The sequence below is a fragment of the Dictyobacter halimunensis genome (assembly GCF_036245075.1).
In genome coordinates, this window is record NZ_BSRI01000002.1 from 4,277,320 (window position 1) to 4,294,633 (window position 17,314).

The 17,314-nt window shown below is 59.1% G+C and carries 11 protein-coding genes; 4 read left to right on the forward strand and 7 right to left on the reverse strand.

What is annotated here, in order from left to right; translation table 11 throughout:
* Nucleotides 1-284 precede the first annotated feature (284 nt).
* From AABA21_RS31625 to AABA21_RS31640, 4 genes are all read left to right on the forward strand, one after another.
* A complete protein-coding gene (locus AABA21_RS31625) occupies nt 285-5,522 on the forward strand; it encodes a HEAT repeat domain-containing protein (protein ID WP_338256388.1) in 5,238 nt (1,745 codons plus the stop codon).
* Nucleotides 5,523-5,636: 114 nt separating this feature from the next.
* Entirely contained in the window at nt 5,637-7,571 is a 1,935-nt protein-coding gene (locus tag AABA21_RS31630) for a protein kinase domain-containing protein (protein ID WP_338256391.1), read from the forward strand.
* 133 nt (nt 7,572-7,704) lie between these two features.
* Entirely contained in the window at nt 7,705-8,217 is a 513-nt protein-coding gene (locus AABA21_RS31635; RefSeq protein ID WP_338256392.1) for a pyridoxamine 5'-phosphate oxidase family protein, read from the forward strand.
* Between the two features lie 143 nt (nt 8,218-8,360).
* Complete coding sequence (locus tag AABA21_RS31640) at nt 8,361-9,683, forward strand: IS4 family transposase (protein WP_338256394.1); 1,323 nt, start codon at nt 8,361-8,363, stop codon at nt 9,681-9,683.
* Nucleotides 9,684-9,727: 44 nt separating this feature from the next.
* Here AABA21_RS31640 and AABA21_RS31645 read toward each other — a convergent pair whose 3' ends face one another.
* The 7 genes from AABA21_RS31645 to AABA21_RS31675 form a co-directional block, all read right to left on the reverse strand.
* Nucleotides 9,728-11,011 carry an NAD(P)/FAD-dependent oxidoreductase gene (locus AABA21_RS31645; protein WP_338256395.1) on the reverse strand — a complete coding sequence of 428 codons (1,284 nt, stop codon included), beginning with the start codon at nt 11,009-11,011 and terminating at the stop codon, nt 9,728-9,730.
* A 201-nt stretch (nt 11,012-11,212) separates the two neighbouring features.
* Nucleotides 11,213-11,671, reverse strand: coding sequence for a thioesterase family protein (locus tag AABA21_RS31650; RefSeq protein ID WP_338256396.1), 459 nt, complete (start codon nt 11,669-11,671; stop codon nt 11,213-11,215).
* Nucleotides 11,672-11,700: 29 nt separating this feature from the next.
* Nucleotides 11,701-13,011 carry a dihydrolipoamide acetyltransferase family protein gene (locus AABA21_RS31655; protein WP_338256397.1) on the reverse strand — a complete coding sequence of 437 codons (1,311 nt, stop codon included), beginning with the start codon at nt 13,009-13,011 and terminating at the stop codon, nt 11,701-11,703.
* 64 nt (nt 13,012-13,075) lie between these two features.
* Nucleotides 13,076-14,050: an alpha-ketoacid dehydrogenase subunit beta gene (locus AABA21_RS31660; protein WP_338256399.1), complete on the reverse strand. Its 975-nt coding sequence runs from the start codon at nt 14,048-14,050 to the stop codon at nt 13,076-13,078.
* On the reverse strand, nt 14,047-15,153 hold the full coding sequence (gene pdhA / locus AABA21_RS31665; protein WP_338256401.1) for a pyruvate dehydrogenase (acetyl-transferring) E1 component subunit alpha: 1,107 nt from the start codon (nt 15,151-15,153) through the stop codon (nt 14,047-14,049). The genes AABA21_RS31660 and pdhA overlap by 4 nt, the downstream gene beginning before the upstream one ends.
* 200 nt (nt 15,154-15,353) lie before the next feature.
* Nucleotides 15,354-15,650, reverse strand: coding sequence for an EthD family reductase (locus tag AABA21_RS31670; RefSeq protein WP_338256403.1), 297 nt, complete (start codon nt 15,648-15,650; stop codon nt 15,354-15,356).
* Between the two features lie 74 nt (nt 15,651-15,724).
* Nucleotides 15,725-17,218 (reverse strand): aldehyde dehydrogenase family protein, encoded by a 1,494-nt coding sequence (locus tag AABA21_RS31675; RefSeq protein ID WP_338256405.1) that lies wholly within the window; start codon nt 17,216-17,218, stop codon nt 15,725-15,727.
* Between the last annotated feature and the right edge of the window lie 96 nt (nt 17,219-17,314).

Below are 17,314 nucleotides of genomic sequence, written 5' to 3' on the forward strand. Positions count from 1 at the left end.
CCAACACACAGAACGAGTGTGGCCGCCGAAGGCGGATGCCCGAGTGCCCCAACACATCCTTTGTGTTTCAGCAGGGATGCAAGCGAGCATGCCGGGGGCCCTAAGCTGGGGCAAGCCCAGCACCTACGGGGTCTGGGGTCTGTGCTCCCAGGCTCCTCTTCTCCTCCTCACCGCCTTCGGCGGCGAGGAGGAGTGTGCCCTTTCATCCTATTGCTTGTTGGGATGGATCGTCTGCGATATACTGTTTTTGTTATGCATATAAAAAGAGATCCGGGGTATCATAAATGAAACAAATACAAAATACTATTTCCCTGGGCACAAGCGGAGGACGGCATACCTCTCTCGCACCTCGTCGTGTGCTTCTCTGCTTTCTGATCGGGCTGGGCATCACCTGCCTGGTGACCCTACTTCTTGTTTTTGGGATACTCTTTCCTTTCCATTTGTTGGCTGAACTACCTTTTATTCTTATTATTGCTCTCCTTGAATTGTGTATATTTACCGGGCTGGTCCTGTTATTGGCACGACCGCTGGCTATTATCCGTTATCTGCGCGCGGCGCATGAATCCCAGAAAAAGTACCATGATTTATACACGCCTCTGACGGCCCTGGCGAATATACGCCAGACGAGCGATCTGAGCCGGGCTCAGGATCAAGACGGCGCGGTGCAGCGCGATGAGCAGGTCTCCATTTTGCACCTGGTTGAGAATCAGCGTTCGCATCTGCTGATCCTGGGCGTGCCCGGTGCCGGTAAAACGATGGCCCTGCGCGTCTATCAGTATATCTCGACTCAGAAGACGATGGGTCTGGCCTTGAGCCGGGGCAAGATTCCCGTCTATGTGCCGATGAAAAATTACAGTCTGTTTTTGAAGCAGCAGCAACTGGATGTATCTCCTCCCGCAGACGTGGAGGATGAGCGCGCCGATACTCCCCCTGCTTCACTGCTTTCTTACATTACGCAAAGCGATCTACCTGGGATGCGTTTTCTCCGTCCTTATCTGCCCGCGTTGTTTACGCAGGGACGGCTCCTCTTGTTGTGCGATGGTCTCAATGAGGTGGATAGCAACTACCTGACTCAGGTGAGCCATGAATTGGCCGAGGTGATGAGCCAGGATCAGAATCGCCTGGTCATGACCTGCCGTGAGGTGGACTATCGCGAGCAGGTTGAGTTTTCGCGCCTGGTTGAGGAGGGACACGCGGCCCGCGTGCTGGTCTATCCTCTCTTGCCAGAGCAGGTGGAGGAGTTCGTCGCCCGCTATATCGAGCAGTCAGATGTGCCGTGGCAACATAGCGCCGACCAGATTATGACCGTGATTGATCGTAGCCGTCTGCGCTACCACTGCACCAATCCGATGATGCTATTTACCCTGATGGGTATTATCGATAAGATCGGTGTGGATCGTGGCAAGCAGGTGGATACGCGCGGACGCCTGTTGCGTGAGTCGGTGCAGCAACTGCTGGAGCAGGAGATTGAGAAGTGGGGTAGTGGCGCGCCAGCCGCGCAGGACGTGGTGCGTTTCCTGAGCGAAGTGGCCTGCGCGGCCCGCTGGGCCCAGGATCGCAACGCTATCCAACTCTCCCTTACTCAGCTAGGAAGCTCTCATGCATCCCACAACTTTGATGAGGTACGCGATGAGCTCAGATTCTGGTTGGATGAGCATCCCGCGCAGGGACCCTTTACGACCGGCGAGCGGCCCCAGTTTGATGCCTACGATGACCTTTCGCAGTTGATCCAGTTTGCCCAGAGGGCCGGCCTGATCGAGATCAGCTCGGACGGTGTGTTGAGTTTCCGCCATGAGTTGATCGCCGAGTACCTGGTGGCTGAATATTTCGCCGCCTGCGCTCCCCGCCCTCTCCCACCGTTGCAGATTCGCGAAGATCTGCTGGAAGATGTTGGCCGCTGGAGCGAGCCGGTCGCCATCTGGGCTGGCCTGCTGGATAATCCCCTGGAACTGGCCGAGTGTTTTGGTCTGCTGGGCGTCAGCAATAAAGCCTATGTGTTGCAAGCCCTGACGCTGGGGCTGATCTGTGTCGGTGTGTTGTGGACGCCGCCGCAGGCGGAGATCCAGCACCGCGTGGTGCTGCCCGCGGGCATCGAGGAGTCCCTCGCGGTGGCTGTACGCAATAAGGCCGCGCGCGAAGAGTTGGCTCTGATCTTTACCCAGTGCGCTGAAGAGGGGGGACAGGAGGTCTACCGTTCCCTGCTGCCGCTGATTACGACCGATGGCATCGATGATCTGTTGACTCTGCTGGATCGCAATGTGGTGCCGAACCTGCTCTTTGCCCAATTGCAGGATGCCGTGGATGATATGGCTTACGAGCAGCAGGTGAAGCGCATCGTACGTGTGCTGGGCCGCTTTGGCGAGCAGGTGGTGCCACGGGCGGCCGAGCTGAGCCTCCCGGCTCCTGATCGCTCGCTGCGCCTGCGCTCTGCGGCCGTCAATACGCTGGGCTGGACCAATGAGAGCGGCGCGGTTGAGCCGCTGATCGAGCGTCTGCGCGATAGTGACCTGTTTATCGCCCAGCGCGCCACCAACGCGTTGATCCGCCTGGGTCCGCAACTCATTTTAAACCGCGCCTTACTGGAATTAGAGAACCGCAATCCCGGACCCTTCCAGCCGCGCGTCCACCAGGCGTTGCTGACGATCCTTGATCGCTTTTTGGATGATCAGGATGGGGCGCGCTACCAGGTGACGCTGGTGCAATATCAGCATATCATTGAGCATGTGGTGCCCATGCTGTCGTCGCAGTACCAGGCCGAGCCGGAGACACAGCAGGTGGCGCGCGAATTTATCGTCAAGCAGGGGAAGAGCGGATCGCTGCCCGATGGCGCCCGTGAGCGGCGCTGGGAGAAGGCGATCGACGCGCTGCTCGCCCTCCTGTCATCCCAGGACACCCGTGCGGTTCAGAACATGATCCTGGCATTGCAGGAGATTGGCTCCCCCGCCGTCCCGCGCCTGATCGAGCGCCTGAACAATCCATCCGATGTGGTGCGTGTACGCGTGGTGCAGATTTTGAGTGAGGCGCGTGACTTCCGCGCGCTCGATCCTCTGCTGCGCCTGCTGGCGGACCCGCAGCAGTCTGTGCGGCAGCAGGTGGCGCATGCCCTGCAGGTCTATGCCCCCGAGAGTATTCCGGGTCTGATTGAACGCATCCTGACCGATGCCGACGATGTGATCGCCGATCGCGCCTCGACTATCCTGGAATCGATCGGTGAGCCCGCGGTTGACCCTATCATCGAGGCCCTCTCAACCGCCGTCTCGGGACGTACGCGCTTTCTGGTTCAGATCCTGGAGCATCTGCGCGACGCGCGCGCTGTTCCCGCGCTGATTCAACTGCTCAATCAGCCCCGACTGGATCAGCTGGTGACTATTGCTATTATTCGCGCCCTCTGCCAGTTCTCGGATGTACGCGTGGTGACGCCACTGCTGAAGCTGCTCTCTGTGAGCAACACGATGGTCTATGAGGCGGCCATCCAGGCCTTGAGCCAGCTGGGCCTGGTAGCTTTCCCCGGCCTGGTTGAGGCGCTGGATACCACTAATGAGACGGTCGCCACCCCGCGTGTGCGCCGAGCGTTGATGATGATGGAGCCATTCCCCGGTGAGCAGTTGATCGATGTGCTAGAGCAGCGGCGCAGCGTTGCCCAGGCCGAGCAGGTGGTGCTGGTCCTGCGCGATAAGGGGAAGGATGCCGCGCCTATCCTGGTGGAGAACCTGCTGCATCGCGATGAGTCGGTGCGTGAATATGTGCATATGGCGCTGGAGCAGATGCCCGGTCAGACCGTTGTGCCCGCCCTGCTGGATGGGTTATATCAGCCGTCCAGGCGCAACGTGGTCAGCGCCCTGCTGCTGAAGTATCCTCAGGAGGCGATACCACCCCTGGTCAGCCTGCTTGGCGAGCACGAGCGTGGTCCCCTGGTGGCTGATCTGCTGCCGCGTTATGGCCTGCCCGTGCTCCGTCCCCTGGTGAATGGCTTGAACGATCAGCGGAACGCCGCCCGCGAGGCGGCCCAGCGCGTGATCATTTCTCTGGTGCGCCAGCGTCAGGGCCAGGAGCAGCAGCGTGCCTTGCTTGAGGTGCTGCGGCTCTTCCATCCAACGCTGCCGCCATATGCTCGTGAGACGCTGCTGGATCTGCTGACCGAGAAGATGGCGGATATCAGTATGCCCGCCCTGTTAGATGGCCTGGAGGATGCGCGTCTGATTGAGGATGTGGCCGAGGCCTTTGTGCGCCTGGCCCGCAAGCCGGCGCGCCATGACGAGGTGCTTGACCAACTGGTGCGCGCGCTCTTTAATGATGATCGTCGCCAGGGAGCGGAGATCGCCCTGATCCGTAATGGTGCCCCGTCCGTCACGCGGGTGGGAGACCTGATCATCAATCCTGATGCAGCTGTAGCCCGCTCGGCCCAGTTTATCCTCAGCGAGATCGGTGTGCCGGCCCTTTCCTTTATCTGGACCGCCCAGAGCGATCGCAATAATCCGGCCAGGCGCGAAGCGGCCATGGCGGTGTTCCGTGGCATGCCCCCCGAGGTGATTAAGGACGAATTGGTCACCCTGCTGGTCAGCGATAATCGCGATGACATCTCCATGGCTGTCTCGCTGCTGCTGGCACGCATCCATGAAGAGGCCCGGCTACCCTATGAGGAACACGTAATGGTGCCCGAACTGATCGAGTTCGTCCAGACCAGCACCATTCAAGAGACCAACCTGCGCGTGATGGCCTTGCTGCTATTGCTGGGCGAGCAGGCTATTATCGATCACCTGGTGCAGGCGCTGATCGATAATCCCCAGCAGACCCGCCAACTGGCCTATCTGTTCCTGTTGCTCGGCCCCAAAACGCAGCACCTGCTGCTCGATGTGTTCGACGACGGCGACTCACCGGCCGCCCTGCGCGCCGAGGTAGCCTCTGTGCTCAGCATGACCATCGCGCCCGAAGACGTCAAGGATTATGTCTACAACATCGATCGATATGGGATCGCCAATCGTCGCCCCGGTTCCCCATATCCCGAAGAGTTGGCGGTCGCCCTGCGCGCCCTGGGCGGCCTGCTCGTCAGTGGACAATGGGACGTAGGCAAGCTCCAGGAACTACGCGAAAATAAGTCGGATGAAGGCGCCCTGCGCGAGGTCGCCAACGTCTTGTTGGGCTGGCGCTACGAGCCGCAGCTCTTCAAGCTGCAGCAAGATATCGAGCACCAGCGCGACACCTTCAAAAAAGAGTTGCTGGCCTCGACCATGAAAATGGCCGAGCAGCAGAAGCGCATCAGCGACCTCGAAGAGGACCTGGAGAAGTTCAACGACAAGCAAGGAGAGCATGAAGATGAGCTCAAGAAGATACAGCGCGAAAAAGAAAGCCTCAAATCCACGGTTGATCAACTAACCAAAGAGCGCAACCGCCTGCGCCACGAGCTGGAAGAGGTCGAAGAGGAAAAGAACGACCTCGCGCAGCGCCACCAGGCCATCCAGCGCCAGCTCCCCAAAGGACCAACCAGCGGCAGCAGCGGCAGCCAATCCCAACGCCTCCGCTAAGTTAGAGCGTTCTATTCGTGATGTGATTGTGCATCAGGTGCGCTCAGCGCACCCGATGCACAATCACATCACGAATAGAACGCCCATATTCCTATGAACAGGGAGAAATAAAAAATGGGCGCTGAGCGCTACTCCTTGCAGCGCACGCTGCCAAGCGGGCACATGAGCGAAGTCTGGCTGGCCTACGACCAGCAGGAGGCCCGCCAGGTCGTCGTCAAAATTATGAAGGTCTACGAGGGCGATCCCTACCGCAACCAGAAAACGGCCGAGCGCTTCGCGCGCGAGATCGCCATCCTGCAGGACCTGGACCATCCACAGATCCTGCCGCTGCTGGACTCCGGTCATATGCTCTATAAGCGCCACAACGTACCCTACCTGGTGTCGCCCTATATCCCTGAGGGCTCATTGGCCACGTTGATGAATCGGCGCCCCCCGTGGCAGTTCTGGTCGTTGCGCCAGGTGGCGGATACTGTCATGCAGGCGGCGAACTGCCTGTGGTATCTGCACTGCCACCAGCCGCAGATCGTGCACGAGGATATCAAGCCGGGAAACTTTCTCTATCGTTCAGTCAACACGGCCGAGCGTGCCGTCTTTCTCTATCTCTTTGACTTCGGCATCTCGCGCTACAAGCACCAATCCTTTGAAATGGCTAGCGAGGTGGTGGGCACCCCGGCGTTTATGGCTCCGGAACAGATTGAGCAGCACGTTCACTGTGCCTCCGATCAATATGCCCTGGCCGTGATGGCCTGCGTGCTGCTGACCGGTCAGTTCCCGGTTCAGGTCGATGAGCAGGATCGCCAATACTATCTGGAGGCCCACCTGTATACCCCTCCACAACCTCCCAGCGCCCTGCTGCCCGAAAGGCTGCGGTCGGAGCAGATAGATAATGTCTTTCTGCGCGCCCTGGAGAAGAATCCTGAGCGCCGTTTCCCGACCGTGCTGGCGTTCGCCGAAGCGTTGCGCCATGCTATCTCTGCCTATGGTGAGGATAAGACCGAGCCGGATCCAGTCCCCATCGTTCCCGGCCCGCGTTTCTCGCCCGCCTTCGACGCATCCGATAGCCAGGATCAGCGTGTGCTGGACGAGCCGTTGCCGATCAAGCCTCCCAAAGCGATCGCGCCAGATCGCCCCGATGGAATGCTGCTCGCGCCATTACCGGTGCGGGGACCGCTACGTGTGCCGCTCCCTGCGCGTCCCAAGGCGCTGAGCTGGTCCCCCGATGGCGCGGCCCTGGCCTGCGTGCTCTATGGCGCTATCTATATCTACCGGCCGGGTCATGATCTGCAAGTGGTGACGACCCTCAACGCGGGGCGTGCCAGCGTGGTGAGCTGGTCAGCCGATAGCCGGGTACTGGCGGTGGCCGGTGATCGCCAGGTCTGTTTCTGGGATGTGGATCAGGCCGCTTCATTACCCTACGCACTGCAGCTGACCGTCAGCACGCCGCTGGGCATGGATTGGTCCCGGCAGGAGCAACTGGCGCTCTGGCTCGATACCACGATCTGGATCTACCATCTCCCGCGCGAACGCCTGCGGCAGTCGCGTCCCCTGGCGCCCCAGCATATCTCGACCGGAGGGATGCGCTGCGATAACGCGGGTACTCTGTTCTGGTCGCCCGATGGCACGCTCCTGGCCAGTGGGTCTAGCCACGGCGAAGTGGTTTGCCGGCCGGTAGGTGGTAAGCAGCTCGCCTGGCAGGTGGCCAACCTGGGCCAGAAAATTCAATGCCTGACGTGGTCAAGCGATGGCTCGCTGCTGGCCGTGGCGACCCAGGATCGTCGCGTGCTGGGCTGGGATGTACAAACGCAAAGCGAGGCCGTCCATTGGGAGAGGCTGCCCGCCCTGCCACGCCTGCTCACCATCTCGCGCCAGGGCCATATCACGCTGGCCTCCAGCGAGAAGCGGCTGTTAATCGGTTTCGCCCACACCGCGCATCCCTCACTGTCAGCGCCGGGACAACTCCTGGCCGCCTGGTCGCCCGGCAAAAATGAGCTAGCCACCCTGGATGACCAGGAGGCCAGCGTCCTCAACATCTGGTCCAGCCCTGCCTGAGGCTTACCTGGGCCGGCGTTAAAAAAGGTTTCATATTGTATCCCGGCATCTTGCTGTTGCGTATACCAGATATATCCAATAAGTCAAAAAGAACCAAAAACATTTTTTGTTGAAATAGCTTGGAGGGCATTCTATGAGCTCACATACTGAAGATAAAAGCGATAAGAAACTCCTTAGCGATAAAATCAAAGATATCCGCATGGCGATGATGACGACCGTTGATCCCGATGGGACACTGCACAGTCGCCCCATGGCGAGCCAGGACTTCAAGGCGTTAGAATTTGACGGGGATCTCTGGTTTATGACCTACGCCAGCTCGCACAAAGTTACAGAGGTGCAGCAGCATCAGCAGGTCAACCTGAGTTACAGCAAGCCGGGCGATAATCTGTATGTCTCGGTTACCGGGACCGCGCAGCTCGTGCGGGATCGCCAGAAGATCAAGGACCTCTGGAACCCAATCTATAAGACCTGGTTTCCCAATGGTGAAGACGATCCCGATATCGCGCTGCTGAAGGTCCACGTAAATAGCGCCGAGTACTGGGATGCGCCATCCGGCAAGATGGGCTTTCTGTCTATCATCACCAAAGGCCTGGCCTCGCATGGCGAAAAGCCGGCCGGTGAAGATGTAAAGCTCGACATCCATTAAGAGCTTTGTGTATACAAAAAGAGAGGTGCCGCAAAGGCACCTCCATAGGCGTCAAGTTAAGCAGAAAAAGTCGAGCTAGGCAAAAAATACTCCTGTGAGACGATGAAGGTTGTGAAACACACATCACCCACAGGAGTTTTCTTATGGAAAGTATAGCATCACTGAGCCAAGCGTTGCGGACCCTCTTTTTTGAAGATGCTACTCGCTTGGCGAAAGAGCAAAAAGTCATCAAGCGGCAGCGCTGTTTTTCTGCCACAAATCTCCTCCTCGTGCTGGTCCTGGGATGGTTTCAGCATCCACTGGCTGGTCCGAGTCAACTGGCACGCTTTGCTCACACCGCCGGCGTCAGCGTCAGTAAACAAGCTATTGTGGGGCGATTGAGCTTTCAAACAGCTTCCTGGCTTCGCAGTGTGTTGGAACAGGCAGTCTCAACACTGATCCTGGTTGCTCCTCTGACGCAAGGACTCCTAGCGCGCTTCCCCGCCGTCATTTTGGAAGATGCCTCTAGTGTACAATTGCCAGATGCGCTGGCATTCCTGTGGAAGGGATGTGGAGGCAGTGGCTCGGCCTCTTCGGTCAAGCTTGGGGTACGCTGGGATCTGCGTTCGGGGCAATTGCGGGGACCGCTGTTGCAAGATGGCAAAAGCCATGAAACGCACAATCCTGTGCACGCCCTTGCCCTTCCGGTCGGAGGCGTGTGGGTGGCCGATGCAGCCTATTACAGCTTACGCTATCTGCGTCAGTTGGCCCAGAGAGGCATCTTTTTTGTCATTCGTCCGCGTGGCGATCTGGCGGTCTCGACCCCTGATGGGAAACGTTTGCCCTTAGCGAGGTATCTGAGCCAGCAAACGGGAAAGGTCATTGATCTGTCCGTTCGTCTTGGTTCCATCCCGGCTTTGTGGTTACCGGCTCGTTTGGTGGCGTTGCCCGTGGCTCCCGAGGTCGCAGAGCAACGACGAGCGCATTTGGTAGAAAAGGCCAAAAACCAGGGACACACTCCCTCAGCTGAAGCGCTCGCTCTGGCTCCCTGGAATCTGCTCGTGACCACGATTCCGGCGACAGTGCTGCAAGCACAGGAAGTTCTGCTTCTGTATCGAGCGCGATGGCAGGTGGAGTTACTCTTCAAACTCTGGAAAAGCCATGGACAGGTGGATCAATGGAGCAGTGCCAATCCGCAGCAGATCTTATGTGAGTTCTATGCAAAGCTTCTTGCCATGCTGGTACAACATTGGGTCCTCATGGAGAGTTGTTGGGATGATCCTCATCGCAGTTGGATGCTCTCGGCAGATCTGTTGCGTGATCAGGTCTCCCTCTTCCTTCAAGGACTCCGAGGGCGGCTCCCTTTGGAGTACGTCTTGCAACTCATTCACGAGGCCCTGGCTGCTAGTGCTTCTATCCCAGCACGAACAACGCGCCCCAGCACTTCCCATCAGCTTCTTGATGGGGAGTATTGGGGCTTAACTTGACGCCTATGGAGGTGCCGCAAAGGCACCTCTCTTTTTTGTATTTTTTATTCGTGGCGCTCAGGGCGGCTGATGATCCTGGCGTGGCGCTGGAAACGCAGGTAGGACCAGCTCCACTGCATCAGTACGATCAGGCGATTTTCGTAGCCGATCAGGTAGATGATATGCACGAGCAGCCAGAGTATCCAGGCCAGGAAGCCGGAGAAGCGGACCTTGCCTATGTACGCGACCGCGAAGGCGCGCCCCACCGTTGCCATATAACCTTTGTTGCGGTAGTGGAACGGGGCTCCTGACTGTTTGTTGGCGAGCCGCCGCTCGATGACTGACGCCACATATCGTCCCTGCTGCATGGCTACCGGCGCGATGCCCGGCAGCGGCTTCCCATCCTGCATGAGGGTGGCCGTATCCCCCAGTACAAATATCTCTGCATGTCCCGGTACCGTCAGGTCGGATAACACCTTGATGCGCCCGGCCCGATCGGTCTCGGCACCCAGCCATTGGCCCGCCGCCGAGGCCTGCACGCCCGCCGTCCAGATTATGGTGTTGGCGGGGATCCATTCACCTCCGGCGATAACCCCATCGGTCGTAATCTCTTCCACTGGCGTGCTGAGCCGTAGATCTACCCCCAGCTTTTGGAGCTCATGACGGGCTTTTTTCGACAGCGAGCGCGGAAAGGAACCGAGGATCTGCGGCATGGCCTCAATCAAAAGAATATGAATCCTGGCGGGATCGATGTGGCGAAACTCGGGAAGCAGCGACTTGTAGGCCAGTTCGGCGATGGCACCAGCCAGCTCAACCCCGGTTGGGCCCGCGCCAACGACCGCGAAGGTCAACAACTTCTGGACGCGCTCAGGATCAGTTTCGACCTCCGCCTGCTCGAATGCCAGCAGCAGCTTGCGGCGTATCTCCCGCGCATTGTCCAGGTTTTTTAAGCCGGGTGCCAGTGGCTGCCACTCCTCTGTATGTCCGAAGTAGTTTTCATGGGCGCCGGTGGCGATAATTAAATAATCGTAGCTGATGCTGCCGTCCCGCATCAGGACGCGCTTCTGCGCTACGTCGATGCCCGTGACTTCGGACATGATGACCACGGTGTTCTTCTGCTCACGCAGAACATGACGGATCGGCGTGCTGATATCGGCGGGCGAGAGCGCCGCCGTCGCCACCTGGTAGAGCAAAGGCTGGAAGAGATGGTGGTTGGTGCGATCGATTACCGTCAGTTGCACATCCGGCAGCTTCTTCCCCAAAGCCAGCGCCGCCTGCAGTCCTCCAAAGCCAGCCCCGATAATAACAATATGCGTCTCATTTGTTGCTGTATCCTGCTGACGTACCATCGTGGAAATTACCTTTCATGGATACGTTTTCGCTGCCGAATTAAAAACGAGCACGGAAGCGAAGGCTCCAAAAGGAATGCCAATCGTAGGTGCTCCCCTTGCGGGCGCTTGCCGCGAAGCGGCCCGTACCCGGGCGCGCACGTTCCACCCAAAGGTGACATCTTTCCCAGCGAAGGATGAACCAATGGATGGGCGATATTATCATTTGACACGTTTGAGGTCGTTGGAATGGGACACGTTGGAGTGCTTGAATTGCTGCCAGCGCGTCTGCAACTGCTGGAAGTTGTCGTCAATCTTGTGGCGCGGCAGCACCACCTGCGTGGTCTGGCCCTCACCGATCAGGTCAGACAGCTCAGTGTAGATCTGGCAATGGATGTAGACGCGGTTCTTTTCGGCTCTGGCCTGATCGGCTATGAACCGCACGCGCATGCCGGGCAGAGCAGAAGCGATGTGAAGTACGCTTACCTCGTGCCCAATCGCTTCTTCATCCCTCTCCAGAAACGGCAGCAGCAGCTTGCGTCCTACCAGCTCCATGTGCTTCGTCATCCAGTAGGTGGCGTAGACGGGATGGACGGCGCCCAGTTCCTCGAACTGGACCGTCATCTCGTCTGTTACCGTGATCTCAAACACTGTCTGCTGATCGGGTGGTATCGGCAGCATCGCTCCCCTTCTCTCTGCCTGTGGGCGGACTAGCGCATGTGCAGCAGCAGGCGCTGCGGCTGCTCGAGCAGTTCGATCAGGGTGTTCAGGAAACGCATAGCCAGCTCGCCGTCGATCAGGCGATGGTCGGCGGTAAACGACAGCGGCAGTACCGGCCGTACCTCGATGTGATCGTCCACGACCCAGGGACGTTTGGTGATGCGCCCCAGGCCCAGGATGCCAGCTTCACCGGGATTGATGATCGGCGTGGTGAAGAAGCCGCCGACGGTGCCGTAGTTGCTGATAGTGAAGGTGCTGCCGCGTAGCTCCTCCAGCTTCAGCTTCTGCTCGCGCCCGCTATCGGCCAGGCGTGTGATCTCGCGGGCGATCTCCAGCAGCGTCAGTTGGTCCGCGTGGCGCAGCACAGGTACCAGCAGGCCGTCGCTGGTGGCGGTGGCGATGCCGATGTGATAGTAGTGCTTGAGCACGATCTCCTGCGTCCCCTCATCGATGGTCGCGTTGATCATTGGATATTGCTGCAGTGTCTGCACGAGGGCCTTGATGATCATGGGGAGATACGAGAGCTTGATGCCCTCTGCCTCGGCCAGTGGCAGCAGACTTTTTCGCAGCGCGACCAGGCCCGTCGCGTCGACCTCGATCAGCGATGAGACCTGGGGAATCGTGCTGACCGAGCGTACCATGTTTTCGGCGATGCGCCGTCGCAGGCCGCGCAGGGGTATGCGTTCCTCCTCCTGTGGCTCTTCCTCGATCTTTGTCTTTGCTGGCATTGCAGTCTGCCGGGCTGCTGTTGTGGCGATCTGTGCGATCGCTGGCTGTGCCGGGGCGTTCATATGCGCGATCGCCTGCTGTACATCCTCTGTGCGCACGCGGCCCGCATGGCCTGTACCGCTGATGGTGGCAATGTCGATGCCAAACTCTTTCGCCATGCGCCGCGCCACCGGCGTCGCCAGCACGCGTCGCGGATATGCCGCCGGGGCCGCATCTCTCTCTTTATGCACGCCATTGCTCAGGTTGGTCTTGATGGCGGGCAGGATGGTCTGGTGCGTCACCGCGTTGGCCGCCGAGGAGACCAGGAGCGTTCGGGCGGCTGGCCGCTTCTCTTCTGCCTCCTCCAGGGTCAGCAGGACGGTTTTGACCGCTACAACTTCGCCCTCGGAGACCGACAGTTCGACGATCGTGCCCGCTACCGGTGAGGGTAGTTCGACGACCGCCTTGTCGGTCTGCACGGCCACGACGGCCTGGTCCTGTGTCACCTGGTCCCCTGGCTTGACGAGCCATTGGACTATCTCTGCTTCAGTGATCCCTTCCCCCAGATCTGGAAGATGAAATGGCACTATCATACATGCACTCCTCAAGAGCCCGTTGTTGACCAGCACGCGAACGACGCTGGGCAGACAGGCGCTGCTATACCGTCATCGAGGCTCTTGCTGCCTGGATAATGCGGGTGGCGCTGGGCACGTGGTAATCCTCTAAAATAACGGGCGAGACGACGTCGTAGCCGGTGATGCGCATGACCGGGGCCTCTAGCCAGAAGAGCGCCTTCTCGTTGATGGTGGCGACGATCTCCGCGCCCACGCCGGCCGACTTTGGCGCCTCGTGCACGACAATGGCCCGTCCCGTCTTTTCGACCGAGCGGACAATGGTCTCGCTATCGAGCGGCGCGAGGGTGCGCAGATCGATGATCTCGGCCGAGATCCCTTCGTCTGCCAATAGTTCTGCCGCCTCCAGCGCGGTGGCGACCATGGCGCTCCAGGCGACGATGGTGATGTCGGTCCCTTCACGCGCGATGGTGGCCTTGCCCAGCGGGACCGTGTAGTGTCCATCAGGCACATCCTGGCGTCCGGCACGGTAGCCGCGCAGGGGCTCAAGAAAGACGACCGGATCTGGATCGCTGATGGCCGCCAGCAGCATGCCTTTGGCGTCGTAAGGGGTGGCCGGGGCCACAACCTTCAAACCGGGAGCGTGGACGAAGTGGGCCTCCAGGGCGTCACCGTGCAGTTCAAAGGCGCGCACACCACCGCCGAAGGGGGCACGCACGACCAGGGGACAGGTGAAGCGTCCACGCGAACGGGCACGGATGCGCGCCGCCTGCAGCAGCAGCTGGGCGAAGGATTGCATCGAGAAGCCCAGAAATTGAATCTCGGCGATCGGCAATAGACCATAGGTTGCCAATCCGATGGCGGTCCCGACGATGCCGGCCTCGGCCAGGGGGGTATCCACTACGCGCTCCTCACCATAGCGCTCGATCAGTCCATCTGTGGCGCGGAAGACGCCGCCGTTGCGCCCGACATCTTCGCCCATCACCATTACCCGCTCATCCTCTCCCATGGCCACATTCAGGGCATCGTTAATGGCCTCAATCAGGTTACGCTGAGTCATGGGAAGGTGACTCCTTTCTGCGATTGCCTGAGCGATTCCAGCATCTCCTGTCGTTGCTGCTCCAGAATGGGGGTCGGCTGGGCGTAGACCTGCTCAAACATGCTTTCAGGAGGTGGAATAGGCTCGGTCAGGGCGGTGGTGACGCTGCGCGCGATATATTCACGCAGCTCCTCTTCCAGTGCCCCCTGCTTGTCGGCATCCCACAGATTTAGATGCTCCAGGCAGACGCGCAGACGTGTGATGGGATCGCGCTGATCCTTCCACTCAGTCAACTCGCCGGCCGGCTGATAGCGCTGAGGATCATCGGCGGTGGAGTGGGGGCCAAAGCGGTAGGTGACGGCCTCGATAAAGGTCGGACCTTCGCCGTTGCGCGCCCGCTCAAGCGCCGCCCGCGTTTCGCGGTACATGGCCAGCACATCGTTGCCGTCAACCAGCTTGCCGGGCATGCCATAGGCGACAGCCTTCTGCGCGATAGTCTCGCTGGCCGTCTGCCTTGAGCGCGGGATCGAGATCGCCCAGCCATTATTCTGACTGATCAATACAACCGGCGCCTTAAATACGGCGGCGAAGTTCATTCCTTCGTGGAACGCACCCTCTGAGGTAGCACCGTCGCCAAATAGTGTCAGGGCGGCCGTCTTGGCCCGGCGCAGCTTCATACCCCAGGCTACGCCAACGGCATGTGGAATCTGTTCGGCGATGCCGATCTGCTGTCCAAATACATTGACGCCCGGAGGAACCAGGCCGGCTTTGGGATGACCACGGAAGAAGAGGGGAACGTGTTCGGCCGGCAGGCCATGTACAATGCAGGCCAGCCCATCGCGATACGAGCCGAACAACCAATCATCCTTTTTAAGCGCCAGCGTGCTTCCGACCTGGGCCGCCTCCTGGCCCGCGACCGGAGCGTAGGTGCAGAGCCGTCCCTGCCGCTGTAGATTAATCAACCGCGTATCAAAGAGGCGGCCAAAGCTCATCCAGCGATACATCTCGAGCAGCAGTTCCTCTGACTCTTCGATATGCATCCCCGGTTGCAGAGATCCATCGGGCGCCAACACGCTGATAGGCTCCGGTGGCCGAATATCATGCTCATGAAGTGTACTAGTCATGTGTCTCTTCTCGCACTTACTCATCTTTGTAATTATCGTCAGGGTGCCGCTCCGCTGCGGCAGGCGCCGGCGTTCGCATCCCCAGCTTCTGACTCCCCCTGAAACAGAGGTTTCCTATAGCTACTGTTGGATGTGCCCGCGCCTGTCTGACTTCATAGACTGCCATGTACGTATGATTTGCTGAGACTCAGAATAGATCGTTAAACAATCTCTGTAAATGCGATCGTGACGCTGTCTGGCGTCGCGAAATTAACGAGATCGGCGTTGGTCGCCTGCCCCTCGGGGGAGCTCAGGCCGGCCTTGCGCTCTTCTTTGCTGTTAAAATAGAGGGTTGCCATCAGATAGTAGGGGGCATCCTTGCCGGTGAAGCGGCTAACCTCGACCTTCTGCAGACCCGGTATCTTTTTGACCAGGGGGATATGGGTATCAAAGTAATGCTGCTCGAACTTCTCGCGGTCCGCCGGTTCCTTATAGAGCGCGATCATAGTGACTGCCATTGTCATCATTCTCCTTAATAGCGCTTGCCACCGCCGAAGCTGGTGGCCCTTCTTACCTTTACATTACCGTTGTGTTAGCGTAGATTGATCCAGGCTGTTTTGACCTGTGTATAGGCATCCAGTACCGCGTGCCCCATTTCGCGACCATAACCACTCTGTTTATAGCCTCCAAAGGGAGCGGCGGCATCGAACTGATTATAGGTATTGACCCAGATGACACCCGCCTTGAGGGCGGCGACCATCTTGTGCGCCTTCTTGATGTCGTTGGTCCAGACCCCGGCGGCCAATCCATATTCCGACTGGTTGGCGCGGGCTGCGATCTCTTCGGCCTCTTCAAACGGCATGGCCACCACGACCGGACCAAAGATCTCTTCGCGCGCGATGGTCATCTGGTCCGCTACCCCGTCGAAGACGGTCGGCTGTACAAAGTAGCCCTCCGCCAGTTCGTCACCCGCCCGGTTGCCGCCGGTAGCGACGCGCGCCCCTTCCTGCTTGCCTGTGGCGATATAATTCGTCACGCGCTCCAACTGCTGCTGAGAGACCACCGGACCCATGTCGGTGCCAGGATCAATGCCGGGACCTAGCTTCATTTTACTACTCATGGTGGTCAGGTTGCCAAGCACCTCATCATAGACCGACTTATGCACAAACAGGCGGCTACCAGCGGTGCAGACCTGTCCCTGGTTGAAGAAGATGGCGTTGAGGGCGCCACGCACGGCATACTTCAGATCAGCATCGGGGAAAATAATGTTGGGTGACTTGCCGCCCAGTTCCAGCGTCACCTTTTTCAGATTGCCGGCACTGGCCTGCACGATCTTCTTGCCCACCTCAGTTGAGCCCGTAAAGGCGATCTTATCGACGTCTGGATGGGCCGCCAGGGCCGCTCCGGCCGTCTCGCCGAATCCGGGTACGATATTGACTACACCCTCGGGGAAGCCCGCCTCGCAGATCAGCTCGCCGAGGCGCAGGGCCGTCAGCGGGGTCTGTTCTGCCGGTTTCAGGACCACGGTATTGCCGCAGGCCAGGGCCGGCGCCAGCTTCCAGGCCGCCATCTGCAATGGGAAGTTCCAGGGGATGATCTGTCCCACCACTCCCAGCGGCTCGCGTAGGGTATACGTAAACATATTGGGGACCGAGACTGGAATCGTTTCGCCCTCGATTTTGGTGGCCCAGCCCGCGAAATAGCGGAAGTGCTCGACGGTCAGCGGCACATCGGCCGCCCGTGAATACTTGATGGGCTTGCCATTGTCCAGGGTCTCCAGCTCTGCCAGCTCTTCGGCGTTGCGTTCAATTAAATCAGCCAGCTTCAAAAGAAGATGCGCGCGCTTGGCGGGCGTCATTTTGGGCCAGGCTCCCTGTTCAAAGGCCCGTCGCGCCGCTGCGACCGCCCGATCTATATCTTCAGCCTCGCCCTCGGCCACCCTGGCCAGCACCTGCCCGGTGGAAGGATTGATCGTATCAAACGTCTTGCCACTGGCCGCCTCAACCCACTGTCCCCCGATCAGCATCTTCATCGATTGCTGCTGTAAAAATGCGGTCTGCCTTTTCTCTGTTGCGTGTTCGACCATGTCGCCAACTCCTCCTAACATTTTTACCACATGGTAAAAATATATCTAACGTCCTGCTAAAAGTCAATGCTTGTCCCCGCGCAATCTACTCTATGG

Excerpts from the sequence above, each read along its gene's own strand:
- AABA21_RS31625 (WP_338256388.1), top strand. The coding sequence starts at position 285 with ATGAAACAAATACAAAATACTATTTCCCTGGGCACAAGCGGAGGACGG.
- AABA21_RS31630 (WP_338256391.1), top strand. The coding sequence starts at position 5,637 with ATGGGCGCTGAGCGCTACTCCTTGCAGCGCACGCTGCCAAGCGGGCAC.
- AABA21_RS31635 (WP_338256392.1), top strand. The coding sequence starts at position 7,705 with ATGAGCTCACATACTGAAGATAAAAGCGATAAGAAACTCCTTAGCGAT.
- AABA21_RS31640 (WP_338256394.1), top strand. The coding sequence starts at position 8,361 with ATGGAAAGTATAGCATCACTGAGCCAAGCGTTGCGGACCCTCTTTTTT.
- AABA21_RS31645 (WP_338256395.1), bottom strand. The coding sequence starts at position 11,011 with ATGGTACGTCAGCAGGATACAGCAACAAATGAGACGCATATTGTTATT.
- AABA21_RS31650 (WP_338256396.1), bottom strand. The coding sequence starts at position 11,671 with ATGCTGCCGATACCACCCGATCAGCAGACAGTGTTTGAGATCACGGTA.
- AABA21_RS31655 (WP_338256397.1), bottom strand. The coding sequence starts at position 13,011 with ATGATAGTGCCATTTCATCTTCCAGATCTGGGGGAAGGGATCACTGAA.
- AABA21_RS31660 (WP_338256399.1), bottom strand. The coding sequence starts at position 14,050 with ATGACTCAGCGTAACCTGATTGAGGCCATTAACGATGCCCTGAATGTG.
- pdhA (WP_338256401.1), bottom strand. The coding sequence starts at position 15,153 with ATGACTAGTACACTTCATGAGCATGATATTCGGCCACCGGAGCCTATC.
- AABA21_RS31670 (WP_338256403.1), bottom strand. The coding sequence starts at position 15,650 with ATGGCAGTCACTATGATCGCGCTCTATAAGGAACCGGCGGACCGCGAG.
- AABA21_RS31675 (WP_338256405.1), bottom strand. The coding sequence starts at position 17,218 with ATGGTCGAACACGCAACAGAGAAAAGGCAGACCGCATTTTTACAGCAG.